We start from the raw sequence: 24,695 nt of genomic DNA, 5'->3' as shown, positions 1-24,695 counted from the left end.
CTTCTCGTTGTCCGGTCTTACGACTGGCCCGCGCTGTCGGGCTTGGTGTCGGCGTCCCCGCCCGTGGTCCCGGTGGCTTCCCGGTTCTTGTGCACCAGGTACGCGGTCACCTGGGCCACCTTTTCGGGGCCGAGGATCGGGCCCCAGGTCAGCATGCCCTTGTCCGGCACGCCCACGGTGATGGTGTGCTGGATGTTCTCCGGGGTCCCGCCGTGGATCCAGGTCGTGTCGAGCAGGTTGGGCCCGATCCCGCCCTTCATGTCCGCCCCATGGCAGGCGACGCAATTGGCGGTGTAGATGCCCTCACCCGCCTCCACGTTCGCCTCGGACAGGTCCACGGTGACGGCGGCGGCGGCCGCCGCCTGCTGGGGCCAGCGCTGCTTGGCGTCCTCCATTTCGGCCGCGAGGGCGGCCACCTCGGAGCGGTGCGCCACGAAGTGATAGTGGATGCCGTAGACGATCGCCCAGACGATCGTGAAGTAGAACAGGCCCAGCCACCAGTTCGGCAGGGGGTTGTCGTATTCCTCGATGCCATCGGCCTCGTCGGCGTGCCCCAGCACCTGGTTCAGTTCCTGCTTGCTCACGCGTCGCCTCCGTCATTGAAGGGGAGCCGGCTGGCCGCCTCCCACCGGGTCTTGTGCTTGTCGGTCCAGGCCCACCAGGTCCAGAACAGGAAGGCCGCGAGGAACAGCACCGTCGTGGTGCCCAGGAGCCACCCGAGCTGGACGCTCTCGGCCGCTTCCCGGAAGAGCGGGTTCATGGCGTCACCCCCTGCTCCGGGGCCGGGGCCGTCGCGGCCTGCACGGCGGGCGCGGCCGGGGTGGGCGCCGGGGCGGTGGCCCCGGCGGCGATGGCCGCCCGGCCATCCTTGCCCAGGCGCTGGAGGTACGCGATCATCGCCACGATCTCCTTCCCGGGATCGGCATCGATCCCGGCGGCCTTGAGCCGCTCGCTGATCCCGGCGGCCTGGGCCTGCATGTCGGCCGGGGCGCCGGCGATCTGCTCGTCGGTGTAGGGCACGCCCACCTTCTTGAGCGCGCGCAGGGAGGCCTGGATGTCGGCCGGATCATAGGCCTGCCGGTGCAGCCAGGTGTAGGGCGGCATGACGCTGCCCGGGGAGGTGGCCCGCGGGTCCCGCATGTGCTCGAAGTGCCAGGCGTCGGGGTACTTGCCGCCCACCCGCTGCAGGTCCGGCCCCAGCCGGCGGGAGCCGAGCAGGAACGGGTGGTCGTACGCGTACTCGCCCGCGCGGGTCCACTCGCCGTAGCGCAGCACCTCGGCCCGCATCGGCCGCACCATCTGCGAATGGCAGGTGTAGCAGCCCTCGCGGACGTAGATGTCCCGGCCCGCGACCTCCAGGGCGGTGTACGGCGTCACGCCCGCCAGCGCCTCGGGCCCGTAGGTGGTGGAAAAGAGCGGGATGATCTCGACGATGCCGCCGATCAGGATGGCCACCGTCACCATGACGGCAAAGAGCGCGCTCTTGCCCTCCAGGGTGCGGTGCGCCGAGGTGTAGCCAGTCTCGTTCGGAGTGCTCATGGTCATGTCCTCAGCGCGCGGCGGCCGGGGCGGGCGCCGGGGCGGCCGCGGGTCCGGACACGGTCTTGACGAAGTTGACGGCGAACATGACGGCACCCGTGAAGAACAGGAGGCCGCCGAGCAGGCGCAGCAGGTAGAACGGCTGCAGCTGGTGCACGATGTCGACGAAGTTGGGGTACTTGAGCTGGCCCGCCGCGTCGAACGCGCGCCACTGCAGTCCTTCGGTCAGGCCCGCGGCCCACATCGACACGGTGTAGAGCACGATGCCGATGGTCGCCAGCCAGAAGTGCGTCGTGGCCCAGCCCGGGTAGGCCAGCGGCTTGTTCCACAGCTTCGGGACCAGCCAGTACAGGATGCCGAAGGTGAGCATCCCGTTCCACCCGAGCGCGCCCGAGTGCACGTGCCCGATGGTCCAGTTGGTGTAGTGCGACAGGCTGTTCACCGCCCGGATGGACATCATCGGGCCCTCGAACGTGCTCATGCCGTAGAAGCTCACCGCCACCACCAGGAACTTGAGCACCGGGTCGGTGCGCACCCGGTCCCACGCCCCGCGCAGGGTCAGGAGGCCGTTGAGCATGCCGCCCCAGGAGGGCGCGATCAGCATGATGCTGAACGTCATGCCCAGCGTCTGGGCCCATTCCGGCAGCGAGGAGTACAGCAGGTGATGCGGCCCCGCCCAGATGTAGAGGAACACGAGCGCCCAGAAGTGGATGATCGACAGCCGGTAGCTGAAGACCGGGCGCCCCGAGATCCGGGGCAGGAAGTAGTACATCAACCCCAGGAACGGGGTCGTCAGGAAGAAGCCCACCGCGTTGTGCCCGTACCACCACTGCACCAGGGCGTCGGTCAGTCCGGCGTAGATGGGATAGGAGCGGAGCAGGGTGGCGGGGATGGCCAGGCTGTTGACGATGTGGAGCACCGCGATCGTGATCACGAACGACATGTAGAACCAGATGGCCACGTACAGGTGCTTCACCTTGCGATTGTAGACCGTGCCGAAGAAGTTGATGGCGAAGACCACCCAGATCAGCGTGATCAGCACGTCGATGGGCCAGATCAGCTCGGCATACTCCTTGGACTGGGTGAGTCCGAGCGGCAGCGTGATCGCCGCGCCGACGATGATGAGCTGCCAGCCCCAGAAGTGGATCCGCGACAGCGCGTCGCTGAACATCCGGACCTTGAGCAGCCGCTGCATCGAGTAGTAGATCCCGGTGAAGCAGATGTTGCCGCCAAAGGCGAAGATGACCGCGTTGGTGTGGAGCGGGCGCAGCCGCCCGAAGGTCGTCCACTGAAGGCCGAGGTTCGCGGGCCAGTATGCGATCTCGAGCGCGATCCAGACTCCCGCCAGCATGCCGACAACCGCCCACACCACCGTCGCAGTGGCGAACAGCTTCACCACCTCGTCGTCATAGCGGGCTTCGTCCGCGGAACTCACCGCAGTAGTTTGCACGGCGTCTCTACCTCCCCCATAGGCGCATGTATGGTTGAACTGCTCTCGGCTGCATTCCTCGCGGGGCTCCTGGGGAGCCTCCACTGTATCGGCATGTGCGGTGCCTTCGCGGCCAGCTGCGGCCGGGTCCGGGGCGGCCTAGCCGCCTGGCATGCGGGCCGGCTGACCACCTACGCCCTGCTCGGCGCCCTCGCCGGCACCTTCGGTCGCCTGCTGCCCGGTCCGGCCTGGCTGCCCGGGGCGGTCGCGGCCGCCCTGCTGGTCTGGTTTGCCCTGGCCCTGGCCGGCCTGGTGCCCGAGCCAAGGCTGGTGCCCCTCAGGCTCACCACGGTGGGTGCCAAGGCCGCCGGCAATCCCGGCCTGGCCGCCCAGTACCTCTTTGGCGTGGTCAACGGGTTCCTGCCGTGCGGCATGGTCTACGCCGCCCTCGCCCTCGCCGTCGCGGCCACCCTTCCCGCCGCGGGCGCCCTGGCCATGCTGGCCTTCGGGATCGGGACCGTTCCGGCCCTCTCCGTCGCGGCGGTCGGGGTGCAACGGGTGCTGCTGGGCTCCCGCTGGCGCCGGCGGCTCTTCGCGGGTGTCACTCTGGCGATCGGGCTGTGGACCATCTGGAACCGCGCCACCATGAGCATGGGCAGCACCGGACACCAGCACCACCAGATGGCACCGGCCACGTCAGGTCCCGAAATTCCGCCGGAACACTAGGCCGGGAGGTGTGAAGCGAGGGGGGAGTCGAGATGAAGACGCCTTCACGCAGGCGTCCGGCGGAGGGGGGCCGGCGCGGAGCGGAGTGCCCGGGTGGCCCGGGGGCAATCAGTCAGTCGCAGCGCCGGGGGAGAGGAAGGCCGGGCGCTCGGCCGTGGGCAGGCCCAGGTACATCCGGGCCCGGTCCAGCGCATCGTCCAGGGTGCCGGTGAGGTTGTCCTCGCCCAGCTCCTCGTAGAACGCCGACCGCGTCAGCGCGATCACCGGCTGGGAGTGCACGTCGGAGAGGATCACCAGGGTGCCCTCCTGGCGGCTCCGGTGCACCACGTCCCGGAGCGCGGCCAGGCCGGTGGAATCGATGGCCGGAACGCGGCGCATCCGGATGATGAGCACGCGCGGACGCCGCGCCACGTTGCCGATCGCCGACTTGAACGACTCGGCCGCCCCGAAGAAGAACGGGCCGTCGATCTCGTAGATGTCCACTCCCTCGGGCACCTCCCGCAGTCCCGTCGCCCCCGGATCGCCGCCCTCGGGTTCCTCGGCATCCCCGAACTCACGGCTCACCAGGCTCGTGTTCGTGACCTCGCTCATCCGCTTCATGAAGAGGAAGGCCGCAAGCACCATCCCGACCTCCACCGCCACCGTCAGGTCCACCAGGATGGTCAGGGCGAAGGTCACCAGCAGCACCGCCACGTCGCTGCGCGGCGCCCGCAGCTCCCCGCGAAAGCGGCGCCATTCGCTCATGTTGTAGCTCACCACCACCAGGATCGCCGCCAGCACCGCCATCGGGATCTTCGCCGCCCATGTGCCGAAGAACAGCGTGATCAGCAGCAGGGTGATCGCATGGATGATCCCGGCCACGGGGGTGCGGCCGCCGTTCTTCACGTTGGTGGCCGTCCGCGCGATCGCCCCCGTGGCGGGCAGGCCGCCGAACAGCGGCGAGACGATGTTGGCCACCCCCTGCGCCACCAGTTCCATGTTGGAGCGGTGCCGGGAGCCGATCATCCCGTCCGCCACCACCGCGGAGAGCAGCGACTCGATCGCCGCCAGCAGGGCGATGGTGAGCGCCGGGCCACTCAGCTCCCGCAGCAGGGCAAAGGTGACGGTCGGGAGCCGGGGCGCGGGCAGGACGGCGTGGATCGCGCCGAACCGGTCACCGATGGTCTCCACCGGGAGGTGGAGCAGCTGGGCGGCGGCGGTGCACGCCACCAGGGCCACGAAGGGCGCCGGAAGCCGCCGGCTGACCCGGGGCCACAGGAGGATGATGGCCAGCGCGGCGCCACCCACCGCGAGCGCCCACGGATTGAAGGTGTCGAGGTGGGCGGCGTAGCTCTCCCACTTGGCGAGGAACTCCGCCGGGACCGCGGGCATCCGCAGGCCGAGCAGGTCCCGGACCTGGCTGGAGAAGATGATGATGGCGATGCCGGAGGTGAATCCGGTGGTGACCGGGAAGGGGATGAACTTGATCGCCCCCCCCAGCCGCGCCACGCCCAGGATGATCAGCATCACCCCGGCCATCATCGTCGCGACCGCCAGGCCCTCCATGCCGTACTGCTGGATCACCCCGTACACGATCACCACGAAGGCCCCGGTGGGCCCGCCGATCTGCACCCGCGAGCCGCCGAGCGCGGAGATCAGGAAGCCCGCGAGGATCGCGGTGTACAGCCCCGCTTCGGGGGTGGCCCCGCTCGCGATCCCGAAGGCGATCGCCAGCGGCAGCGCCACGATGCCCACCACGAGGCCCGCGGAGAGGTCGCCGAGGAAGTCCGCGCGGCGGTACCCGCGCATCGTGGTGAAGAGTTTCGGGACGAGCATGGTCAGGCGAGGTCCCGGGCCTCCGGAGGACGGATGCAGAGGTCGAACGCGAGGAACAGCGTCCGGGCAAAGGGCCAGACCAGGAGCGGCATCACGACCGCCTCGATGGGCCCCACCACCTGCAGCACGTCCCACGGGGGATCGGGCCAGGTCCGCACCAGCGTGAGCACGAAGGACGACATGGTGATCAGCTCGGCCAGGAACAGGTTGAACCAGAGCGCGCCGAGCGTGTACCCATCCTCGCCCCGCCGCATCCGCAGGTGGCAGGAGGGGCACCGGTCCCGCATCCGGAACCAGCCGGCGAAGAGCGGGTGCCCGTCGCAGGCCGGGCAATGGCGCTGGAGCGCGCGGGTGAACATCACTCGCCGGGACGGCAGGGTGGGGAGGGACGAGGGGGTCATGGCCTTCGCATGCTGGGGAGGTGGGGGCGCGGCGGAATATACATCAGCGGGTGCCCCCGGCTCCGTCGGCGCTGGCGCGCAGGGCATTGAGGATCACGGCGACGTCGATGGCCTCCTGCAGCAGGGCGCCCGCCACCGGGGGGATCGCGCCGAAGGCGGCCGCCATCATGGCCAGCGCCGAGAGGCCGAGCCCCGCCCACACGCTCTGCCGGGCGATCCGCATGGTGCGGCGGCTGATGGCGATGGCCTCTGCGACCCGGCCCGCGTCGTCCGCGAGTACCACTGCGTCCGCCGCTTCGGCGGAGATCCCGCCACCGTGGGAGGCGAGGGCCACGCCGACCGAGGCACGGGTGAGCGCAGGGGCGTCGTTGGTGCCGTCGCCCACCATCAGGACCCGCTCGCCGGCCAGCTCCAGTTCCTCCACCACGCGCACCTTGTCCGCGGGGAGGAGTCCGGCGCGCACCTCCCGGATGCCCGCGGCCCGGGCCACGGCCGCGGCGTGCCCGGCATCGTCGCCGGTGACCATGATGATGCGCCGCAGGCCGAGGGCAGTGAGCCCGGCCACCAGCCGGCCGGTCTCCGGTCGGAGGCGGTCGGCAAATTCGATGGTGCCCCCGGCCCGGCCGTCGATGGCCAAGGTCGCCCGGAGGCCCATCGTGGCCGCCTCCGGCCAGGTCGTCCCGAGGTCCGGGTACCGCGAAAGGATGTAGGACCGCGACCCGAGCGCGATCTCGTGGCCGCCCGCCCGACCGATGACCCCCTGGCCCGGGCTCTCGGCGATGCCGGTGGCGACGGGCAGCGTGAGGCCGCGATCGGCCGCCGCGTCGACCACCGAGCGGGCCAGCAGGTGCCCGGACCCGAGGTCCGCCGCGGCCGCGAACGCCAGGACCTCATCCTCGGTCCAGGGGGGCGCCGGCAAGACCGCGGCGACCGCCGGGCGGCCGATCGTGAGGGTCCCGGTCTTGTCCAGCAGCGCCACCGTCACCCGGCCCAGCTGCTCCAGCGCCGTCCCGTGCCGGATGATGATGCTGCGGCGCGCGGCCCGATTGAGTCCGCCGATCAGCGCCACCGGCGCCGCGAGCAGCAGGGGGCAGGGGGTGGCTACCACGAGCACCGCCAACACCCGCTCCGCTTCGCCGGTGACCAGGTAGGTCGCCATGCAGACAGCGATCGTGAGGGGCGTGAAGTAGACGGCGTAGCGGTCGGCCATCCGCTGCAGCGGCGACTTGCTGGCCTGGGCGCTCCGCACCAGCTGCACGATGCGGGCGTACTGGCTCTCGCTCGCCACCGCCCGCGCCTCGACCGTCAGGGGGCCCTCGATATTCTGGCTGCCGCTGAGGAGCAGCGTGCCCGGCTCGGCGGCCACCGGCATCGGTTCGCCGGTGAGGCGGGAGGCGTCGACGTGGGAGTAGCCATCGATCACGACAGCATCGCAGGGGACCAGGTCCCCGGGGCGCACCAGCAGGCGATCGCCCGGCCGCACCTGGTCCGCAGGGATCTCCTCGGTCGCCCGGCCCCGCAGGCGCAGGGCCAGGCGTGGAGCTTCGGCCTCCAGCGCCGATACGGCGCGCGAGGCGCGCCCGGCGGCGTAGGTCTCGAGGGCCTCACCCCCCGTCTGCATCAGCACTACGACCAGCCCGGGGAGCGGGTCCTGCATCAGGGCGGCCACGAGGATGGCCAGGCTTGCCACCAGGTCCGCGGCGAACCGCCCATGGAGCACGCCCCACAGCGTTCGCCAGATGACCGGGAGCCCCAGGACCACGAGGCCGACCAGCCACACCCGGTCCCGCCACACGCCAAGCGGCCCCGCCGTGAAGGCGAGGCCGCTGCCGATGACTGCCGCCGCGCCGAGGGGCGCGAGCCAGATCCGGATGCTTCGTCGGGTCACGAGGCCTGGGCGTCGGGCTCCGCAGCGCCAGCGAGTTCACGGCGCAGCGTGAAGCCCACCCCGCGCACCGTCTGGATGAGGTTCTCCCCCGCCGCCTTCTGCAGCTTCCGGCGGACATTCCCCACGTGCACGTCCACCACGTTGCTCTCGGGGTCGAAGTGCATGTCCCACACCTTCTCGAGCAGCGTGGTGCGGCGCACCACCTGTTCAGGGTGCAGCAGGAAGAACTCGATGATCTGGAATTCCTTGGGCGTCAGGTCCATCGCCTTCTCGTTGATCAGCACCACGTGCCGCAGCCGATCCAGGGTCAGCGGGCCGTAACGCAGCACCTCGAGCCGCTCCGCGCCACCCCGCCGGGCCAGTGCCCGGATGCGGGCCAGGAGCTCGTCGAACCGGAAGGGCTTGGCGAGGTAATCATCCGCCCCCGCGTCCAGGCCCCGGACGATGTCTTCCACCGCGTCCCGGCTGGTCAGCATCATGATCGGGGTGTTGCGGCCCTCGCGCCGGAGTTCCATCGCGATCTGGAACCCGTTCTTCTTGGGCAGCACCACGTCGAGGAGGATCACGTCGTACTCGTAGACGTGGGCCAGGGTGGTGGCTTCCTCGCCGTCCGCGGCGATATCCACCACGTAGCCTTCTTCCTTCAGGCCCTGCTCGATGAAGCCCGCGACCTTCCGGTCGTCTTCCACCACGAGGATTTTCATGATTGCCAACCTACATGCGGGCGATGAACCCCTCGCAAACCCTTTATGAAGATGTCTTTATCCTACACCGGTACGGAGGGGAGTTGCAAGACGAAGCAGCCGCCCCCGGACGGATGCGCTTCGGCCCGGAGCTCGCCTCCCAACAGCCGGGCCAGCCGACGACTGAGGGGGAGGCCCAGCCCGCTGCCTTTCCCTTCTTCAGCCTTGGTCTGGTAGATGTCGAAGATGCGGTCCAGGTCGTCGAGCGGCACCCCGGGGCCCTGGTCCTCGATCCGGAACACGACGTCGCCGCCCAGGGGCTCGACCGCCGCGCGCACGACCGAGCCTTCCGGCGTGTGCCGGATGGCGTTGGAGAGCAGGTTCACGAGGATCTGTTCCACCCGGTGGGGATCGGTGCGACAGGCGGGGGGCTCGGCCGGCAGATCCGCCTGGAGGCGCACCCGCTTGCCGTCCGCCGCGGGTGTCACCCGGCTCAGCGCCTGCCGGACCACCCCGCCGCAGTCCACCTCGCGGATCACCGGCTTGAGGCGGTCCTCGTCGAGGCGCGAGAGGTCCAGCAGGTCGTTGATCAGGCTGATGGCCTGTTCGGCGGAGTCGAGCACCTCGAAGGCGGCGCGCGGGACCGAGCCGGGCTCCTTGCGTCGGACCAGCATCTCCGCCCACCCGAAGACGGCGGCGAGGGAGTTCCGCAGCTCGTGGTTCACCATGGCGAAGAACCGCTCGCGCGAACGGTGCAGCTGCTGCACCTCCTCGAGCAGCCGGGCGCTTTCCTCGTGCAGCCGGGCGTTCTCGATCGCCGCCGCGGCCTTGGCGGCAAGGAGGGTGGCGATGTGCTCGTCCTCCGCGGTGAACTCCGCGCCACCCACCTTCTCGGTCAGGTAGAGGTCCCCGAGGACGCCGCGCTTGCCGACAATCGGGACGCCCAGGAAGGGCCGCATCACGGGGTGATGGGCGGGGAACCCGTACCGGGCCGGGTGGGCGGTGAGGTCGGCCAGCCGGACCACCTGGCCCTTGTGAATCACCAGGCCGAGGATCCCGTGCCCGCGTGGATGCGGCCCGATGCGTTCCCGTTCCTCGCCGGTCATGCCGGTGGTCGTGAAGGACGCGAGGGTCCGGCCATCCGGATTGAGCATCCCGACGGCGGCGTAGCGGGCATCGAGCAACTCCGCGGCCAGGTCGGCCACCCGCTGCAGGACGCCCTCCAGTGACAGTTCGGTGATGAGTCCGGGGACGGCCGCCACCAGGCGCTCCAGGCGCGCGGCAAGGGCCTGGGCCGGAGGTGGCGTGGGTGTCGAGGCGGGGTTCATCAAGCTAATCCTAACGGCTCCAAGGAGTTCCGGCGACCCGTCTTGTTCCCGGCCCTTTCACGCTGGCTTCATGCGCGGGGCCGTACCCTAAGCCAGATGCCATGGGAGGGGCCGCTGTGCAGTTGCGACATCTGGTGGTGGGCGCGGATCATTCGGAGGAAGGCAAGGCTGCAGTGCTCGCGGCCGCACGGCTCGGACAGCGCTGCGGGGCGAACGTGACCGTGGTCACCGTGACCGCGGCCCCGGCCGCCAATGGCAGCGCCCGGCGGGAGATGGACGATCTCCGGAGCATGGTGGAATCGGCGCTGCGGCCGGTCACCGATGCGCCGGCGCCTCGCCTGGCGATCGTCTCCGGGCTTCCCGGCGTCGAAATCGGGCGCTACGCCGAGACCCATCACGCGGACCTGGTGCTGGTGGGGCGCAAGCGCCGGACCGAGATGCAGCGGCTGCTCATCGGCGATACCGCCGACTCCGTGGCGCGCCGCAGCGGCATCCCCTGCCTCTTCGTAACGCCGGGTACTTCGACCTTCGACCACGTCCTCGTGGCGCTCGACGGGACCGAGCGCGGCATGAGCGTGCTGGTCTCCGCCATGGATTTCACCCGGGACACCGGCGGCCGGCTGCATGGCGTGTGCGTGGAGCCGGCGTATGAGAACGAGCGCGATGCCCCGCACCTGCTCACCACCCGTAGTGCCCGCCTCATGGAGGCCGTGGACGAACTGCGGCATCACACCAGCCTGGGCCGCGGAGGGTGGGAGGCGAGCTCCCCGGCGTCCGCCGAGTCACCGATCGTCTTTCACCGTGGGCGGGTGGTGGAGGAGATCGCCCGCGAGGCCATCGACAGCCGGACCGACGTCCTCGTGGTCGGCTATCGCCGCGGCGGCCCCGCCGGCATCATCGAGGCCGGCAGCGTCGCGCGCCGGCTCGCGCATGAAGCTCCCTGTTCGGTCCTGACGATCCCCTTGTGAGGAAGCTCCCGGTGCGCACTGCCCTTCGCTGGGTCGCGCGGCTGGCCAGCCTGGCCGTCGCGGTCCTGTTCGTGCTGTTCTGGTGGCACTCGCCCCCGCGCCTGCCGGAACTCTCCGGCACCCTGCGCTGGCAGCTGGCCGCGATGGTGACCGGTGTCGTGGGCCTGCTCGTTGGCGTGTGGCGGGAGCGCCTCGGGGGGCTGCTGGCCCTGGTCGGGTTCGGCGGCTTCCTGCTGCTCGAGGGGTTGCACATTCGCACCTTCCCCAACATCCCCGCAGTGTACGTCATGATGCTCCCGGGGCTCATCTACCTCCTCGCCGGACCCCGGTCGCGCCCCGCCGCGGCCTGAGGGCCCGGCGGACCCCAGCCGAGGTCGCCCACATGCCGCGCTCCATGAAGCTCCTGCTCGTGTCCGCCGTTCTGCTTGCCGGGCCGCTCAGCGCCCAGGCTCGGTCGGATTCTGCCATGGCCTGCGCCGGGATGGGGCAGGGCAGCGGGATGTCGATGGACCACCAGGCCATGCGCCGGATGGAAGTCATGGATGCCCGCCTCGACAGCCTGGCCGGTGTGCTGCGGTCGTCCCGCGGCAACCGCCGCCTGGACGCCATGGCGGAGGTCCTCGGGGAGCTGGTCGAGCGCCAGCTGCAGATGCGGCGCGAGATGCACCAGCGTATGATGCAGGCGGAGGGCGGCTGCGGCATGCCGCGTGAGGGCGCCGGGATGCGGGATTGCCCCATGATGCGGCCCGACAGCACGGCGGCCGGCGGCGGACACCAGATGAACCACTGAGCCCCATCCGGGGCAGGAGGAGGCGCCGATTCTCCCTGCACTCGAGACGGCGGCCGGCCTCGCGGTCGCAGGACTCGTCGGTCTCGCGGTCGGGATCGAACGGGAATGGTCGGGACATGCCACCGGTCCGGGTGCCCGCTTTGCGGGCGCCCGGACCTTCCTCCTGCTGGGGCTGCTTGGCGGGATCGCGGGCCACCTCGGACTCCAGGGCCACGCCCTCCCGGCTGCCGTACTCCTAGCTGGAGGCGCGGGGCTCGCGGTGGCCGCATACCTGACGGCCGCGCGACGGGCCCTGCCCGACGCGGTGGACGGCACTACCGAGGCGGCCGCCCTCACGGTGCTCGCGCTGGGCCTGCTGGCGGGCCTCGGGGAGTTGCGTCTGTCCGCGGGCATCGGTGCGGTGATCGTGCTCGCGCTCCGGGAGAAGTCCGCCATCCAGGGCTTCGTCCGCCGCCTCGGCGATGTCGAGTTGCGCGCGGCCCTCCAGTTCGCGGTGCTCGCGCTGGTGCTGCTCCCCATCCTGCCGGAGGGTCCCTTCGGGCCGCTGGGCGGGGTGCACCCGCGCGAACTCTGGATGGTGGTGCTGCTCGTCAGCGGGCTCAACTTCGGGGGCTACCTCGCGCGGCGGCTGGTGGGCGAGACCGCCGGCACCGCGGTGGCCGGCATCCTGGGCGGGCTGGTTTCTTCCACGGGCGTTGCCCTGAGCTTTTCCCGGCAGAGCCGGGATGCCGACGGCCGGGCCTCCGCCCTCGCCCTAGGCGTGCTCGGTGCCTGCACCACGCTGCTGCCCCGACTCACCCTGCTGACGCTTGCGCTGCGACCCAGCCTCACGCCCCTGCTCGCCCCGCTGTTCCTCCCGCCTTTCCTGCTGGGCCTGGGCCTGGTGGCGTTCGGGCTGTGGCGGTCGGCGGGCCGGAGCGAGGGGCGGCCCGAGCCCGAGGGCAGGAATCCGCTGCGCCTCGGCTCCGCGATCGCGCTGGCGCTGGGCTTCCAGGCCGTGCTGATGCTGATGCACTGGGTGAACGCCCGGTTCGGCACCGGCGGCGTGCTCGCCTCGGCGGCGCTGCTCGGCCTCACCGACATGGACGCACTCACCCTGTCCATGGTGCGCCTCGCCGCGGAGCCCGGGCTGGGCCCCGTCGCGGCCGGGGCCATGGGCATCGGCGTCCTCGCCAACACGTTGCTCAAGCTCGGGGTGGTGCTGTCGCTCGGCGGCGGACGCTACCGGTGGCAGGCGGGGCTGTCACTGGCCGGGCTGGCACTCATGAGCGTCGCCGGACTCTGGCTGGCGGGCTGGATCTGAGACGGACGTACGCGGGGCCCGGGCCGCCTGGCGGCCCGGGCCCCGCGTGCGTCCGTCCGCCCGCTCAGCGGGGCACGGAGCGGCCCGGGCTCGCCGGCACCGGGGCCGCGGCATCGCTCACCCGGAAGCGGGCCACGAGGGACTGCAGCCGGCCGGCCATCCGCGACAGGTCCTCCGCCGCGCGGCGCGTGTCCGCCGCGCCCTTGGTGGTGTCCCGGGCCGCGGTGGCCACGCCGCCGATGTTCCGGGCGATCTCCACCGAGCCCCGCGCCGCCTCGCTCACGTTGCGGGACATCTCGTTGGTCGTGGCGGTCTGCTCCTCCACCGCGCTCGCGATCGTGCCCTGCAGGTCGCTGATCCGCGCGATGGTCTCGCCGATCCCGCGGATGGCCCCGACCGCGAGCGAGGTGTCGCCCTGGATGGCATCGATCCGCTGGCTGATGTCCTCGGTGGCCCGGGCGGTCTCCTTGGCCAGCTCCTTCACCTCGTTGGCCACCACCGCGAAGCCCTTGCCCGCCTCGCCGGCCCGCGCCGCCTCGATCGTGGCGTTGAGCGCGAGCAGGTTGGTCTGGGCCGCGATCCGGGTGATCACCTTGATCACCTTGCCGATCTCCGTGCTGGAGTCACCGAGGCGGCTCACCGTGCTGTTGGTGCTCTCCGCCTCGTGGACCGCCTGGGCCGCCACCCGCGCCGCCTCGGTCGCCGACTTGGAGATCTCCCGGATGGACGCGCTCATCTCCTCGGTGCCGGCGGCCACCGTCTGCACGTTGTTGGTGACCTCCTCCGACGCCCCGGAGACCACGGTCGCCTGCGCCGAGGTCTCTTCGGCGGTGGACGACAGCGACATGCTCACCGCCGTCAGCTCCTCGGCCGCGGCGGCGAGGGTCTTGGCGCTCTCGCTGATGCCCTGGATGCTGGTGCGAAGCTCCCCGAGCAGCGTGCCGATCCCCTGGCCGAGCTGTCCCATCACGTCGGAGCCCATCGTGGGCAGCGTGGCGGTCAGGTCACCCGCCGCGGCGCGATTGACCACCGTGAGCAACTGGTCCACCTGCTGCCGGAGCGCGGCAGACTGCTCCCGCTCCCGCTCCTGGGCCAGCTGCACCTCGCGCTCGGTGGCCGCCTGCCGCGAGACATCCTCCCAGTTGACGATGTAGGCCACGGTCTCGCCCGCGGCGTCCGTCACCCGGTTGATGCTGGTCCGCAGCGAGATCTGCCCGAAGCTGAAGGTGGCCTCGTGCGGCAGGGCGCGCGGATCCTTGAGGATCCGCTCGATCCGCGCGGGGTCCTTGTGGAAGCGGTGGATCGACCCGCCCATCAGGTCCTCGATCCGGACGCCGAACATGCGCTGGATCTCGGGGCCCACCGTCCGGAGCGTCTCCCGCGCCTTGCGGTTGTGGTACACCAGGTGGAGGCCGGCGTCGGCGATGAAGATGTTGGTGTGAATCCCGTCGAGCAGCGCCCGCAGGGTGTCGGATGACTCGAGAAGCTGGGGCTGCACGGCGGTTGTCATGGACAGGACTGGTGATGAGGACAGGGGTTGCCCCTGTTGTCGGCAGTTGGCGTCCACACTTGACGTCCGAGGGAATGATGACTTCTTCATGAGAGGGTTCGCCGGTGCTTCAGCATGTCCTCATGCCACCGGACGCAGTTTCGGAGGGGATTCCCTCTGCCTGGGAGGTCAGCATGTCCGCCGCCATGTTCCGCTCCATCTATGTGCCACTCGATGGTTCGCCCTTCGCGGAGCAGGCCCTCCCGCTGGCCGCGGAGATCGCGCGGCGCTCCGGGGCCCTGCTGCAGGTGGCGCTGGTGCACCACCCGGTGCCGGCCCTTGCCACGGCCCTCGAGGTGCCCGAGATCGAGGCGCAGCTGGACCAGGAGGCGCGCGCGCGTGAGCAGGTGTATCTCGACGGCATCGTCGAGCGGCTCCGGGCCACCGTCAACATCCCGGTCACGGCGGCCTTGCTCGACGGCCCGGTGGCCGATGCCCTGCACGAGCACATCGAGAAGTCCGGCGCGGACCTCGTGGCCATCACCACCCACGGGCGCGGACCGGTGAGCCGGTTCTGGCTGGGCAGCGTGGCCGACCAGCTGATGCGTCGGCTGCACGTGCCGATCCTGCTGCTCCGTCCCGGCGGCGAGCGAAAGGCGCCCGCCACCTTCCGCCGGATCCTGGTCACGCTCGATGGCTCGCCCTTCGCCGAACGGGCCATTGAGGCCGCGCTGATGCTGGGACGCCCCTTCGGTTCGGAGTACACCCTCCTGATGGCGGTCGAGCCGCCGCTGCCGATCGCGGACCCGAGCGGCATGATGGTCGTGCCGGCCGACCCCGAGGCCGAGCGGAAGATGCGCGAGACCGCACGCGCCTACCTCGATCGGCAGGTGGCGCAGTTGCGCGGCCTGGGGGCCGCAGCCACGGCGCTGGCCGTCGAGGGCGGAGGGGCCGCCCAGGCGATCATCGCCCAGGCCGACCAGACCGGCTGCGACCTGGTGGCGATCGCGAGCCACGGCGCGGGCGGTGTCGAGCGCCTCGTGGTGGGGAGCGTGGCCGACAAGGTCATCCGCGGGTCCACCCATCCGACCCTCGTCATCCGGCCACCCCGGGACGCCAGGTGATCGAGGCGGCCATCGCGCGCTGGCGCGCGGCGGGCCTGCTCGACGCCGAAACTGCGGAACGGATCCTCCGCTACGAAACCGCCCGGGGCGAACGCCCCGGGCGGTTCCGTTGGCCGGTGATTCTCGCGCTGGTGGCGGGGGGCCTGATGTTGTCGGCCGGCGCGCTGCTGTTCGTGGCGGCGCACTGGGACACCTTGGCGCCCGGCGGCCGGGTGGCCCTGCTGGTCGGGGGCCTGGTTGCCTGCCACGGGGCAGGGGTGCTGTCCGCGGAGCGGTTCCCGGCCCTGGCCGTGACCCTGCACGCCGTCGGAACGGCCGCCCTCGGCGCGACGGTCTTCCTGCTGGGCCAGACCTACCACCTGCATGACCGGTGGTCCGAGGGGTTCCTCCTCTGGGCCCTCGGCGGCTGGACCGGGTGGCTCCTGCTCCGCCAGTGGCCCCAGGTGCTCTATGCCGCGGTGCTGACCCCGGCGTGGATCGTCGCGGAGTGGACCGTTCGGGCCGAGCGGTTCGGGACCGTGGTCCCGGCCGCGCCGATGGCCGGCCTGCTGTACCTCGCGCTGGTGTACTTGCACGCTTCGCGCCCGGGGGGCATGTCTGCGGAGGCCTGGCGCACGGCCCTGGCCGGCATCGGGGCGGTGGCGCTCATCCCGCTCGCCATCGGGCTCCGCCTGGTGCTGGGCGACCTGGGCCCGATCCTCACCTGGGCGGCACCCGGCGGATTCCGCAGCCTGAGCTGGGGTCTCTTCCTCGGGCTGCCGGCGCTGCTGGCCATCGCGCTGCGCGGGCGCCACCTGGTGGGGCCGGGAGTGGCGCTCGCATGGGTACTCGCCGGGGTCCTCCTGCCCAAGGATGCCGGTGCCTGGTCATTCCTCTGGGGCGGCCTCGGCGCCATCGGTGTGGCGGCCTCGGGAGTGGCCGCGGGCTCGCGGCTCCGCATCAACCTCGGCCTCGGCGCCTTCGCGCTCACGGTGCTCCTCTTCTACTTCTCCTCGGTGCTCGACCGGCTGGGCCGCTCGGCCAGCCTCCTGGTGGGCGGGCTGCTCTTCCTGGGGATTGGCTGGGGCGTGGAGCGCGTCCGGCGGCGCCTTGTGGCGCGGGTGATGGAGCAGGTCTCGTGACCGCCGTCCAGCGGGGCCTCCTCCTGCTCCTGCTTCACCTGGGGTTGGCGCTCGCGGTGCTCGGCCGGTTCAGCTACGACCGGGCCGCCCTGCCCAGGGTCTGGGCCCGTACCGTGCCCTGGGATCCCTCCGATCCCTTCCGCGGCCGCTACGTCCGGCTGTGGCTCGACGCCGACGACCAGCGGAGTGCCGCGGACTCCCTGGCCACGGTCGAGTTCGCGGTGGTCGGCGAACGACTGGTGGTCCGCCCGGCACACGGCTGGTCCGGCCTCCGGGTCCGGGAGCCGGCCCCCCCAGGGGCGCGGGGTGTGGTGGTCTGGGAACCGGTAGCGTTCTTTATAGCAGAGCACGCTCCCGATCCCTCCGTGCTCGCCGCGGGACAGACCCTCTGGGTCGAGGTGACGGTCCCCCCGCGGGGACTGCCCCGGCCCATCCGCCTCGAGGTGCGGACCGATGCCGACCAGCCGTAGCCGACTTGCCAGCCTGCTCGCCCTCCTGCTCGCCGTTCCCGCCGGGGCCTCCGCCCAGGTGCCTCTCGTCGCCTCCGGGATGGCGGGGGTGTCCTTCGACCTCGACGACCGCGATCCGGTCTCCGGCGGCGGCTTCTCCTTCCTGACGCAGGTCGGGTTGGCGCTCTCCCGCATCGAGTTCGGGGCCGAGGTCGGGCAGCACCAGCTCGGCAGCGACCGGAAGGCCAGTCAGTACGGCGCCTTTCTCCGGTTCACGGCCCCGGCGCTGCGGCGCGCCGTGCCCTACCTGGTGGCCGGGCTGGCCCAGTACCGCTACAGCCCGGCCGGCAGCGGGACCTCGCATGCCCTGGGCGGCAGCCTGGGACCCGGCGTGCGCCTGCGGCTGGACGAGGCGCACCTCTCCCTGCTGCTCGAGGCACGGTTTCACACCTCGTTCGAGCGGATGCGGGTGATCTCCAGCCAGGACTTCATCGCCGTCTCGGCGGGGCTCCGCCTCGCGCTGTGACCCCGCGGGTTGATAGGCCGGGCGGGGGCTCCTAAGTTCCTGCCCCGGCCGACGGCGGCCGGCTTCACCCGGGGTCGTTCGTGCATCTTCTCCTGCTCGCCATCCCTCACTGGCTTCGCCAGTTCGCCGAGGTGCTCCAGGTCGATGCGTCGGAGCTGACGCGCGACCTGCTGCGCGTGGCGGTCATCGCTGTCCTCTGCTACGTCGCGCTCCGGATCGTACGCCTGGTCGCCCGCCGCATCGAGATGGCGGTGGACGATGGCAACGACGCGACGCTCACCGAGCGGGAACAGCGTGGGCAGACCATCTCGCAGCTGCTGCGGAGTGTGGGCAAGGTCGCGGTGGTCGTGGTCGGATTGCTGCTTGCGCTCAATGTCTTCATCGACATCGGCCCGCTGCTGGCCGGCGCGGGAATCCTCGGCCTGGCCGTCTCGTTCGGGGCGCAGAGCCTGGTGAAGGACGTGATCTCCGGCTTCTTCTACCTGCTCGAGGGCCAGTTCGCGGTCGGCGACGTCATCGAGGTGGCCGGCAAGTCCGGGGTGGTGGAGCGGATGACGCTGCGGATGGTGGTGCTGCGCGACCTCCAGGGAGTCGTGCACATGGTGCCCAACGGGCAGATCACGACGGTCAGCAACATGACCCGCACCTGGGCCCGTGCGGTGGTCGACGTCGGCGTGGCCTACGGCACCGACCTGGATCGCGCCCTGGTGATCTTCGGCGAGGAGGCGCGCCGCTTTGCCCACGACCCGGAGTGGCAGCCGCGCTTCGACGGGGAGCCCGAGGTGGTGGGCGTTCAGGGGCTCGACGAGAACCAGGTCACCATCCGGACCCAGCTGCGGACCCATGCCGGCCAGCAGTGGGCGGTGGGGCGGGAGTTCCGGCGGCGCATCAAGAACCGGCTGGATGCGGAAGGGATCGAGATCCCCTACCCGCAGCGGACCGTGCATTTGCGCCACCATGGCCCCGGGGCGGGGAGCGGGTTCGATCCCGCGCTTGAGTCGGACGACCGCCGGCCGCCGCGCCCGAGCCAGTTCCGTTCCTCCGAGGGCAGCGGCGACGCGTGAGCGCTGCCGCCCCGCCCCCCGCCCGGAAACCGCCCATGTCCCTCCACCTCTACAACACGCTGACGCGAGCCGTGGAGCCCTTCGCGCCCCAGGTGCCGGGGCGGGTGTCGATGTACACCTGCGGCCCGACCATCTGGAACTACGCGCACATCGGGAACTTCCGGACCTTCCTGTTCGAGGACCTGCTGCGCCGGTGGCTGGAGGCGTGCGGGCTGCGCGTGTTCCACGTGATGAACCTGACCGACGTGGATGACCGCATCATCAAGGAGGCGGGCGCCCGGGGCGTCCCCATCCGGGACTTCACCGAGCCGTTCGCCCGGGCCTTCTTCGAGGACCGGGACTTCCTCCGGATCCGGCCGGCGCACGAGTACCCCCGCGCCACCGACTACGTGGCGGCGATGATCGGCCTGGTGGAGGGGCTCCTCGCCAAGGGCGTCGCCTACCAGGGCGACGACGGGTCGGTCTACTTCGCCATCCAGCGGTTCCCCGCCTATGGCCAGCTCTCCCAGCTCGACCGGCGTTCCCTCAAGGCCGGGGCCAGCGGGCGCGTCTCCACTGACGAGTACGACAAGGAGAACGCCCAGGACTTCGTGCTGTGGAAGGCCGCGCGGCCCGAGGACGAGGCGGTCGCCGCGGCGTGGGACGCGCCCTTCGGCCGTGGCCGGCCCGGGTGGCACCTCGAGTGCTCCGCCATGGCGCTTGCCCTGCTGGCGCGGGAGGGTCTCGGCACCGTGCTCGACATCCACGCGGGTGGGGTGGACCTGATCTTCCCGCACCACGAGGATGAGATCGCCCAGAGCTGCGCCTTCACCGGCGAGCCCCACTTCGCGCGGGTCTGGATGCACGGCGAGTTCCTCAATGTGCGCGGCACCAAGATGTCCAAGCGCTTCGGCAACATCACCACCCCCCGGGACCTCAAGGCCGACGGGGTCGATGCCGGCGCCCTCCGCCTGCTGGTGTTCCAGACCCACTACCGCCAGAAGCTCGACCTCACCGACGAGGGCCTGGCCGCGGCGCGGGAGGGCTCCCGTCGGCTGGGGGAGTTCGACGCCCGCCTGGGGCGCGCCGCCGGCGGGCCGCCGGAGGCGGGGGCCGCCTGGCGGCCGTGGGCGGAGCAACTGGCCCGGCAGGTTCACGCCGCCCTCGATGACGACCTCAACGCCCCCCAGGCCATCGCCGCGCTCTTCGAGGCGCTGCGCGAGGGCAACCGCCTCCTCGACCAGGGGATCCCGACGATCCCCGAGGCGCGCGCGGCCTGGGACGGCGCGATGACGGTGCTCGATGTCCTCCCGGCGAGCGGCGCCGGCGGCACCACGGTGGCCAGCGGGGCGGAGGGGGAGGAGGGGAGCGCCCTGGCGGAGGGCGCGCCCGCCGAGCCGGCCGCGGTCGAGCCGTGGGCGCTGGCGTGGGCGCGCCGCCGCCTCGCCGCCAAGACGCGGAAGGACTACAAGGAGGCGGACCGCATCCGTGACCTGCTCAAGGCGGCCGGCTGGCAGATCCGGGACAACAAGGACGGCACTGTCGAGGTCCGGCGGGGATGAGGCCCTTCCGGTCCCGGCTGCGCGCCGGCGAGCGCCTGTGCGGCACCCTGCTCAGCATCCACGCCCCCGAGGTGGCCGACCTGCTGGCGGGGGCAGGGTTCGACTGGCTGTTCCTCGACGCCGAGCACGGCGCGATCGACCCCAGGGGTGTGCTCGATCTGCTGTACGCGGTGGCCGACCGGACGCCCTGCCTGGTCCGCGTGCCGGCCCTGGAGGAGGACTGGATCAAGCGGGTCCTCGATGCCGGCGCCGACGGCATCATCGTGCCGCAGGTTGGCAGCGCGGCGCAGGCGGAGGCCGCCGTGCGGTTCGCGCACCATCCACCGCGCGGCACCCGCGGGCTGGGAACCTCCCGGGCCAACCGCTATGGGCTCGACCTGCCGGCGTACCTTCGTGAGGTATCGGAACGCGTCACGGTCGTGGTGCAGGCAGAAACGTCTCAGGCCGTGGCCGAGATCGAGGCGATCGTCCGGGTGCCGGGCGTCGACGCGGTCTTCGTGGGCCCCTTCGACCTCTCGGCCAGCCTCGGACGGCCCGGGGAGGTCACCCATCCTGAGGTGGAGGGGGCCATCCGGCGGGTCCGGGAGGCGGCGGCGGCGGCTGGGCTCCCGGCCGGGATCTTTGCCCTGGGGCCGGCCGGGCTGGCACGCTGGGCGGCGGAGGGCTTCACCCTGCTGGCGGCCGGGGTGGACGCGGCCCTGCTCGGGGCGGCGGCGGCGGACCTGCTGGGCGGGCTCCGGCGCCTGCCGGGCCCCGGGTCGGCCTGAGCGGTGGGCCCCGGTCCGAGGGTGCCCCGTTGACATACCCCTAAGTCCCCAACTATCATGTCGTTCTGCTCGTTTTAGCTACCCGCTGACGTAGCTCAACTGGCAGAGCACCGGTTTTGTAAACCGGCGGTTGAGGGTTCGATTCCCTCCGTCAGCTCTGCGGTGGCGTGTGTAAGGCGGGCGGCGCGCGAGCGCTCGGTGGGGTGGCCGAGTGGCTAATGGCAGCAGACTGTAAATCTGCCGCGCTTTGCGCTACGTAGGTTCGAATCCTACCCCCACCACTCAGGACCGGAGCGCCACGGGGGCGCGCCGCACAATTGACGGACCGGGTGGCACTCGCGGGCGTAGCTCAGTTGGTAGAGCGTCAGCCTTCCAAGCTGAATGTCGCGGGTTCGAGCCCCGTCGCCCGCTTTGCACTGTCGGCGCGCACCAGTTGGGGCGCGCGGTTGTCGTGTCGCCGGATGCGAGATTCCCGCTCGCGTAGCTCAGTCGGTAGAGCGCATCCTTGGTAAGGATGAGGTCACCGGTTCAATCCCGGTCGCGAGCTCTCAAGGAGGGTAGTCGTCATGCCGCGTGAAAAGATCATTCTCGAGTGCACCGAGTGCCGTGACCGCAACTACTTCACGGACAAGAACCGGCGCAAGCACCCGGAGCGCGTCGAGTGGAAGAAGTACTGCCCGCGGTGCAACAAGCACCAGGCGCACAAGGAGTCCAAGTGAGCCCCGAGGCGGCCCCGTCGGCGCCCGCCGGCCTCGCCCGGTTCACGGGGGGGACGGTGGAGTTCCTGCGCGCGGTCCGCGCCGAGCTCACCAAGGTCACCTGGCCCACCAAGGACGAGCTGGTGGGCGCCACCCGGATGATCGTGGTGCTGTCGATCATCCTGGGGCTGGCCATCGGGTGGATGGACCTGCTCCTCAACCTCGTCCTGGTGGACGGGGTGGCGGCCCTGACGCGGTGAGTGACGCGCCCGAGTACCGCTGGTACGCCATCCAGACGACCGCCGGCCACGAGAACAAGGTCCGGTCGCTGATCGCGCAGCGGATCGCCCAGGACCCCCGGCCCGAGGCGCAGCGCCTGATCCGTCAGGCGCTGGTGCCGGTGCAGGAGGTCGTGGAGATCAAGAACGGCAAGAAGGTCGCGGTGGAGCGGAAGCTCTACCCGGGCTACGTCCTGGTCGAGATGCTGATGAACCAGGAGGCCCTGCACGTGATCAACAGCATCCAGGGCGTGATCAAGTTCGTGGGGGCGGGGAAGTTCCCCCAGCCGCTGCGGTCGGACGAGGTCAAGCGCCTGCTCGGCATCGCCGAGGAGGTGGCGGAGTCGGAGCCCAAGGAGGAGATCCCGTTCCTGGTCGGCCAGGTGGTGGAGATCACCGAGGGGCCGTTCTCCGACTTCAGCGGCACCGTCGAAGAGGTGCTGTCGGACAAGGGCAAGGTGAAGGTGTCGGTGAGCCTGTTCGGGCGGCCGACGAGCGTGGAGCTGGACTACCTCCAGCTCCGGGGACACTAGGGGCGCGGCCGGGGCTTCGGCCCGGGCCGCCCCGCTGACGGCTGACGGCTGGTCAGCCCCGCCACCGCGCGGATTCGCGGGAGCCCACGGGACCCTGGTCCCGGGCGACACGAAGGAGATGTATGGCCAAGAAGGTCACCGCAGTCATCAAGCTGCAGTGCCCGGCGGGAGCCGCCAATCCGGCGCCCCCCGTCGGTACGGCCCTGGGTCCGCACGGCGTGAACATCATGGAGTTCTGCAAGCAGTTCAACGCCCGGACCCAGGCGCAGTCGGGGATCGTGATCCCGGTGCTGGTCACGGTCTACCAGGACCGGACCTTCTCGTTCATCACGAAGACCCCGCCGGCGCCGAACCTCCTGCTCAAGGAGGCGGGCCTGGAGAAGGGCAGCGCGTCGCCCAACCGGACCAAGGTGGGGCGCGTCACGCGGGCCCAGCTCAAGAAGATCGCCGAGCTCAAGATGCAGGACCTCAACGCCGCTGACCTCGAGGGTGCCATGCGGATGATCGCAGGCACCGCGCGGAGCATGGGCCTGGAGGTCATCGACTGATGCGGACCCACGGCAAGAAGTTCGGCGTGGCGCTGGCCAAGGTCGATCGCGCCCGGGAGTTCCCCGTCGCCGAGGCGGTCAAGCTGGTCAAGCAGGCGGCCTTCGCGAAGTTCAACGAGACGGTGGACGTGGCGGTCCGGCTGGGCGTCGACCCGCGGCACGCGGACCAGGTGGTCCGGGGCACCGTGGTGCTGCCGCACGGCACCGGCAAGAGCGTCCGGGTGCTCGTGATCACGCAGGGCGAGAAGGTGAAGGACGCGGAGGCGGCGGGCGCCGACTTCGCGGGGATCGAATACGTCCAGAAGCTCAAGGACGGCTGGCTCGAGTGCGACGTGATCGTCGCCACGCCGGACGTGATGGGGCAGCTGGGCCAGCTGGGCCGGATCCTCGGTCCCCGCGGCCTGATGCCCAATCCGAAGGCGGGCACGGTCACGATGGACGTGGGCCGGGCGGTCCGTGAGATCAAGGCGGGCAAGATCGAGTTCCGGGTGGACAAGACCGGGAACGTCCATGCCCCCATTGGCAAGATCAACTTCTCGGAGCAGCAGCTGGCCGAGAATCTCCAGGCGTTCATGGATACCATCGTCCGCGCCAAGCCCTCGGCGGCGAAGGGGCAGTACATCCGGAGCGCGACGGTGTCCAGCACCATGGGCCCCGGGGTCCGACTCGAGACGGCGGTGTATCGATGAGCAAAGTTGAACGCCAGGCCGAGGTCGACGCCCTGACCGCGGCCCTCACGGGGGCGCCCAGCGTCTACGTGACCGACTTCGCCGGGCTGGACGTGGCGAAGATGACCGAGTTCCGCCGCCGGCTGCGGGGCGCGGGCGCCAAGTACATCGTCGTGAAGAACACCCTGGCCGAGCGGGCGCTGGAGAGCCACGGGATCACGGCGCTCAACGCGCACCTGAAGGGCCCGACCGGGCTGGTCCTCACCCAGGACCCGCTCCCGGCCGCCAAGGTGCTGACCGAGTTCGCCAAGGAGTTCCAGAAGCCGGGCATCCGCGCCGGCCTGGTCGACGGGGCGCCGGTCACCACGGCCCACATCCAGCGGCTGGGGACCATCCCCGACCGCCAGACCCTGCTCGGCATGGTTGCCGGGACGCTGTCCAACATTACGGCTTCATTTGCTGGCTGCCTCGAGGCGCTTCGCGACCAGCGCGCCGCAGCCTCTAACGCCTGAGGGAGAACACCGAGATGAGCACGACCACGCTGAGCAAGGACGAAGTTCTCGAGGCCATCGGCAAGATGAGCGTTCTCGAGCTGGCCGATCTGATCGAGGCCTTCAAGGCGAAGTTCAACGTCACCGTCATGGCGGCCGCGGCGGCGCCGGCGGCGGGGGGCGCGGCGGCCGCGGCGGTGGAGGAGCAGACGGAGTTCTCCGTCATCCTCAAGAGCGGCGGCGAGAAGAAGATCCAGGTCATCAAGGTGGTGCGCGAGCTGACCAGCCTGGGCCTGAAGGAAGCGAAGGACCTGGTGGACAACGGCGGGACGATCAAGGAAGGCGTGGCGAAGGCCGAGGCCACCGAGATGAAGAAGAAGCTCGAGGACCAGGGCGCCGTCGTCGAGCTGAAGTAGGCCGGGTCGGGTGCGGCGCCGCACAATGGTGCGGTGCCGCCGGGCGCCGGCGACGGACGCCCAGCTGACCCCCTACTTCGGTGAGACGACATGAGCGCTGGACGGCTTCGAT

At 71.0% G+C, this 24,695-nt stretch carries 27 protein-coding genes, 4 tRNA genes and 1 pseudogene; 23 read left to right on the top strand and 9 right to left on the bottom strand.

Annotation, left to right across the window (positions count from 1 at the left end; genetic code table 11):
• Nucleotides 1–17 precede the first annotated feature (17 nt).
• The 3 genes and pseudogenes from IPJ95_14425 to ccoN form a co-directional block, all read right to left on the bottom strand.
• Nucleotides 18–584, bottom strand: a complete 567-nt coding sequence (locus tag IPJ95_14425) for a c-type cytochrome (protein MBK7924797.1) — start codon at nt 582–584, stop codon at nt 18–20.
• Entirely contained in the window at nt 581–760 is a 180-nt protein-coding gene (locus tag IPJ95_14420; protein ID MBK7924796.1) for a CcoQ/FixQ family Cbb3-type cytochrome c oxidase assembly chaperone, read from the bottom strand. Before IPJ95_14420 ends, IPJ95_14425 begins: the two co-directional genes overlap by 4 nt.
• Nucleotides 757–2,890: pseudogene (ccoN, locus tag IPJ95_14415) on the bottom strand (cytochrome-c oxidase, cbb3-type subunit I). The gene IPJ95_14420 and the pseudogene ccoN overlap by 4 nt, the downstream one beginning before the upstream one ends.
• A 129-nt stretch (nt 2,891–3,019) precedes the next feature.
• Here ccoN and IPJ95_14410 point away from each other — a divergent pair.
• Nucleotides 3,020–3,694: a sulfite exporter TauE/SafE family protein gene (locus IPJ95_14410; protein MBK7924795.1), complete on the top strand. Its 675-nt coding sequence runs from the start codon at nt 3,020–3,022 to the stop codon at nt 3,692–3,694.
• Between the two features lie 108 nt (nt 3,695–3,802).
• Here the strand turns inward: IPJ95_14410 and sulP are convergent, their stop codons facing one another.
• The 5 genes from sulP to IPJ95_14385 all read right to left on the bottom strand — a co-directional run bounded on the left by sulP (nt 3,803) and on the right by IPJ95_14385 (nt 9,809).
• Complete coding sequence (gene sulP, locus IPJ95_14405; protein ID MBK7924794.1) at nt 3,803–5,509, bottom strand: sulfate permease; 1,707 nt, start codon at nt 5,507–5,509, stop codon at nt 3,803–3,805.
• Nucleotides 5,510–5,511: 2 nt separating this feature from the next.
• Entirely contained in the window at nt 5,512–5,910 is a 399-nt protein-coding gene (locus tag IPJ95_14400) for a DUF983 domain-containing protein (GenBank protein MBK7924793.1), read from the bottom strand.
• 43 nt (nt 5,911–5,953) lie between these two features.
• Nucleotides 5,954–7,798: a heavy metal translocating P-type ATPase gene (locus IPJ95_14395; protein ID MBK7924792.1), complete on the bottom strand. Its 1,845-nt coding sequence runs from the start codon at nt 7,796–7,798 to the stop codon at nt 5,954–5,956.
• Nucleotides 7,795–8,502 (bottom strand): response regulator transcription factor, encoded by a 708-nt coding sequence (locus IPJ95_14390; GenBank protein ID MBK7924791.1) that lies wholly within the window; start codon nt 8,500–8,502, stop codon nt 7,795–7,797. The genes IPJ95_14395 and IPJ95_14390 overlap by 4 nt, the downstream gene beginning before the upstream one ends.
• Before the next feature lie 62 nt (nt 8,503–8,564).
• The gene (locus tag IPJ95_14385) at nt 8,565–9,809 is read right to left on the bottom strand and encodes a GAF domain-containing sensor histidine kinase (GenBank protein ID MBK7924790.1); all 1,245 of its coding nucleotides are present in this window, start codon (nt 9,807–9,809) and stop codon (nt 8,565–8,567) included.
• 116 nt (nt 9,810–9,925) lie between these two features.
• On the opposite strand from IPJ95_14385, the gene IPJ95_14380 reads away from it, so the two are divergent.
• The 4 genes from IPJ95_14380 to IPJ95_14365 all read left to right on the top strand — a co-directional run bounded on the left by IPJ95_14380 (nt 9,926) and on the right by IPJ95_14365 (nt 12,870).
• Nucleotides 9,926–10,777: a universal stress protein gene (locus tag IPJ95_14380; protein ID MBK7924789.1), complete on the top strand. Its 852-nt coding sequence runs from the start codon at nt 9,926–9,928 to the stop codon at nt 10,775–10,777.
• A gap of 11 nt (nt 10,778–10,788) precedes the next feature.
• A complete protein-coding gene (locus tag IPJ95_14375) occupies nt 10,789–11,127 on the top strand; it encodes a hypothetical protein (protein ID MBK7924788.1) in 339 nt (112 codons plus the stop codon).
• A 32-nt stretch (nt 11,128–11,159) separates the two neighbouring features.
• Complete coding sequence (locus tag IPJ95_14370) at nt 11,160–11,567, top strand: hypothetical protein (GenBank protein MBK7924787.1); 408 nt, start codon at nt 11,160–11,162, stop codon at nt 11,565–11,567.
• Nucleotides 11,568–11,826: 259 nt separating this feature from the next.
• Nucleotides 11,827–12,870 carry a DUF4010 domain-containing protein gene (locus tag IPJ95_14365; GenBank protein MBK7924786.1) on the top strand — a complete coding sequence of 348 codons (1,044 nt, stop codon included), beginning with the start codon at nt 11,827–11,829 and terminating at the stop codon, nt 12,868–12,870.
• A 64-nt stretch (nt 12,871–12,934) separates the two neighbouring features.
• On the opposite strand, the gene IPJ95_14360 is transcribed toward IPJ95_14365, so the two are convergent.
• The gene (locus IPJ95_14360; GenBank protein ID MBK7924785.1) at nt 12,935–14,185 is read right to left on the bottom strand and encodes a methyl-accepting chemotaxis protein; all 1,251 of its coding nucleotides are present in this window, start codon (nt 14,183–14,185) and stop codon (nt 12,935–12,937) included.
• Between the two features lie 368 nt (nt 14,186–14,553).
• Here IPJ95_14360 and IPJ95_14355 point away from each other — a divergent pair, with 368 nt between their 5' ends.
• From IPJ95_14355 to rplL, 18 genes are all read left to right on the top strand, one after another.
• Entirely contained in the window at nt 14,554–15,483 is a 930-nt protein-coding gene (locus tag IPJ95_14355; GenBank protein ID MBK7924784.1) for a universal stress protein, read from the top strand.
• Nucleotides 15,480–16,604, top strand: coding sequence for a DUF2157 domain-containing protein (locus IPJ95_14350; protein MBK7924783.1), 1,125 nt, complete (start codon nt 15,480–15,482; stop codon nt 16,602–16,604). The genes IPJ95_14355 and IPJ95_14350 overlap by 4 nt, the downstream gene beginning before the upstream one ends.
• Nucleotides 16,601–17,074 carry a hypothetical protein gene (locus IPJ95_14345; protein ID MBK7924782.1) on the top strand — a complete coding sequence of 158 codons (474 nt, stop codon included), beginning with the start codon at nt 16,601–16,603 and terminating at the stop codon, nt 17,072–17,074. The genes IPJ95_14350 and IPJ95_14345 overlap by 4 nt, the downstream gene beginning before the upstream one ends.
• Nucleotides 17,058–17,579, top strand: coding sequence for a hypothetical protein (locus IPJ95_14340; GenBank protein ID MBK7924781.1), 522 nt, complete (start codon nt 17,058–17,060; stop codon nt 17,577–17,579). Before IPJ95_14345 ends, IPJ95_14340 begins: the two co-directional genes overlap by 17 nt.
• An 80-nt stretch (nt 17,580–17,659) precedes the next feature.
• Entirely contained in the window at nt 17,660–18,643 is a 984-nt protein-coding gene (locus tag IPJ95_14335; protein ID MBK7924780.1) for a mechanosensitive ion channel family protein, read from the top strand.
• 35 nt (nt 18,644–18,678) lie between these two features.
• Complete coding sequence (locus IPJ95_14330; GenBank protein ID MBK7924779.1) at nt 18,679–20,184, top strand: cysteine--tRNA ligase; 1,506 nt, start codon at nt 18,679–18,681, stop codon at nt 20,182–20,184.
• The gene (locus IPJ95_14325) at nt 20,181–20,951 is read left to right on the top strand and encodes a 2,4-dihydroxyhept-2-ene-1,7-dioic acid aldolase (protein ID MBK7924778.1); all 771 of its coding nucleotides are present in this window, start codon (nt 20,181–20,183) and stop codon (nt 20,949–20,951) included. The genes IPJ95_14330 and IPJ95_14325 overlap by 4 nt, the downstream gene beginning before the upstream one ends.
• 84 nt (nt 20,952–21,035) lie before the next feature.
• Nucleotides 21,036–21,108: transfer RNA gene (locus IPJ95_14320), tRNA-Thr, on the top strand.
• A gap of 40 nt (nt 21,109–21,148) precedes the next feature.
• A tRNA-Tyr gene (locus tag IPJ95_14315) sits at nt 21,149–21,232 on the top strand.
• A 57-nt stretch (nt 21,233–21,289) separates the two neighbouring features.
• Nucleotides 21,290–21,362, top strand: a tRNA-Gly gene (locus IPJ95_14310).
• A gap of 63 nt (nt 21,363–21,425) precedes the next feature.
• Nucleotides 21,426–21,498, top strand: a tRNA-Thr gene (locus tag IPJ95_14305).
• A 19-nt stretch (nt 21,499–21,517) separates the two neighbouring features.
• Nucleotides 21,518–21,670, top strand: a complete 153-nt coding sequence (rpmG, locus tag IPJ95_14300; GenBank protein MBK7924777.1) for a 50S ribosomal protein L33 — start codon at nt 21,518–21,520, stop codon at nt 21,668–21,670.
• Nucleotides 21,667–21,909 (top strand): preprotein translocase subunit SecE, encoded by a 243-nt coding sequence (secE, locus tag IPJ95_14295; protein ID MBK7924776.1) that lies wholly within the window; start codon nt 21,667–21,669, stop codon nt 21,907–21,909. The genes rpmG and secE overlap by 4 nt, the downstream gene beginning before the upstream one ends.
• Nucleotides 21,906–22,460 (top strand): transcription termination/antitermination factor NusG, encoded by a 555-nt coding sequence (nusG, locus tag IPJ95_14290; GenBank protein MBK7924775.1) that lies wholly within the window; start codon nt 21,906–21,908, stop codon nt 22,458–22,460. Before secE ends, nusG begins: the two co-directional genes overlap by 4 nt.
• Nucleotides 22,461–22,582: 122 nt before the next feature.
• Nucleotides 22,583–23,008 carry a 50S ribosomal protein L11 gene (gene rplK, locus IPJ95_14285; GenBank protein ID MBK7924774.1) on the top strand — a complete coding sequence of 142 codons (426 nt, stop codon included), beginning with the start codon at nt 22,583–22,585 and terminating at the stop codon, nt 23,006–23,008.
• Entirely contained in the window at nt 23,008–23,697 is a 690-nt protein-coding gene (gene rplA, locus IPJ95_14280) for a 50S ribosomal protein L1 (protein MBK7924773.1), read from the top strand. Before rplK ends, rplA begins: the two co-directional genes overlap by 1 nt.
• The gene (locus IPJ95_14275; protein MBK7924772.1) at nt 23,694–24,188 is read left to right on the top strand and encodes a 50S ribosomal protein L10; all 495 of its coding nucleotides are present in this window, start codon (nt 23,694–23,696) and stop codon (nt 24,186–24,188) included. The genes rplA and IPJ95_14275 overlap by 4 nt, the downstream gene beginning before the upstream one ends.
• A gap of 14 nt (nt 24,189–24,202) precedes the next feature.
• Nucleotides 24,203–24,583 carry a 50S ribosomal protein L7/L12 gene (rplL, locus tag IPJ95_14270; GenBank protein ID MBK7924771.1) on the top strand — a complete coding sequence of 127 codons (381 nt, stop codon included), beginning with the start codon at nt 24,203–24,205 and terminating at the stop codon, nt 24,581–24,583.
• Nucleotides 24,584–24,695 lie beyond the last annotated feature (112 nt).

The organism is Gemmatimonadota bacterium, assembly GCA_016713785.1.
GTDB lineage: Bacteria > Gemmatimonadota > Gemmatimonadetes > Gemmatimonadales > GWC2-71-9 > JADJOM01.
Note: the sequence above shows the minus strand (reverse complement) of the source record. Positions and strands in the feature narration are given on the sequence as shown.

Excerpts from the sequence above, each read along its gene's own strand:
- IPJ95_14370 (MBK7924787.1), top strand. The coding sequence starts at position 11,160 with ATGCCGCGCTCCATGAAGCTCCTGCTCGTGTCCGCCGTTCTGCTTGCC.
- IPJ95_14330 (MBK7924779.1), top strand. The coding sequence starts at position 18,679 with ATGTCCCTCCACCTCTACAACACGCTGACGCGAGCCGTGGAGCCCTTC.
- IPJ95_14275 (MBK7924772.1), top strand. The coding sequence starts at position 23,694 with ATGAGCAAAGTTGAACGCCAGGCCGAGGTCGACGCCCTGACCGCGGCC.
- IPJ95_14400 (MBK7924793.1), bottom strand. The coding sequence starts at position 5,910 with ATGACCCCCTCGTCCCTCCCCACCCTGCCGTCCCGGCGAGTGATGTTC.
- sulP (MBK7924794.1), bottom strand. The coding sequence starts at position 5,509 with ATGCTCGTCCCGAAACTCTTCACCACGATGCGCGGGTACCGCCGCGCG.
- IPJ95_14385 (MBK7924790.1), bottom strand. The coding sequence starts at position 9,809 with ATGAACCCCGCCTCGACACCCACGCCACCTCCGGCCCAGGCCCTTGCC.
- IPJ95_14340 (MBK7924781.1), top strand. The coding sequence starts at position 17,058 with ATGCCGACCAGCCGTAGCCGACTTGCCAGCCTGCTCGCCCTCCTGCTC.
- IPJ95_14410 (MBK7924795.1), top strand. The coding sequence starts at position 3,020 with ATGGTTGAACTGCTCTCGGCTGCATTCCTCGCGGGGCTCCTGGGGAGC.
- rplK (MBK7924774.1), top strand. The coding sequence starts at position 22,583 with ATGGCCAAGAAGGTCACCGCAGTCATCAAGCTGCAGTGCCCGGCGGGA.
- IPJ95_14355 (MBK7924784.1), top strand. The coding sequence starts at position 14,554 with ATGTCCGCCGCCATGTTCCGCTCCATCTATGTGCCACTCGATGGTTCG.
- rplL (MBK7924771.1), top strand. The coding sequence starts at position 24,203 with ATGAGCACGACCACGCTGAGCAAGGACGAAGTTCTCGAGGCCATCGGC.
- rplA (MBK7924773.1), top strand. The coding sequence starts at position 23,008 with ATGCGGACCCACGGCAAGAAGTTCGGCGTGGCGCTGGCCAAGGTCGAT.
- IPJ95_14360 (MBK7924785.1), bottom strand. The coding sequence starts at position 14,185 with ATGGGCGGGTCGATCCACCGCTTCCACAAGGACCCCGCGCGGATCGAG.
- IPJ95_14420 (MBK7924796.1), bottom strand. The coding sequence starts at position 760 with ATGAACCCGCTCTTCCGGGAAGCGGCCGAGAGCGTCCAGCTCGGGTGG.
- IPJ95_14325 (MBK7924778.1), top strand. The coding sequence starts at position 20,181 with ATGAGGCCCTTCCGGTCCCGGCTGCGCGCCGGCGAGCGCCTGTGCGGC.
- rpmG (MBK7924777.1), top strand. The coding sequence starts at position 21,518 with ATGCCGCGTGAAAAGATCATTCTCGAGTGCACCGAGTGCCGTGACCGC.
- IPJ95_14390 (MBK7924791.1), bottom strand. The coding sequence starts at position 8,502 with ATGAAAATCCTCGTGGTGGAAGACGACCGGAAGGTCGCGGGCTTCATC.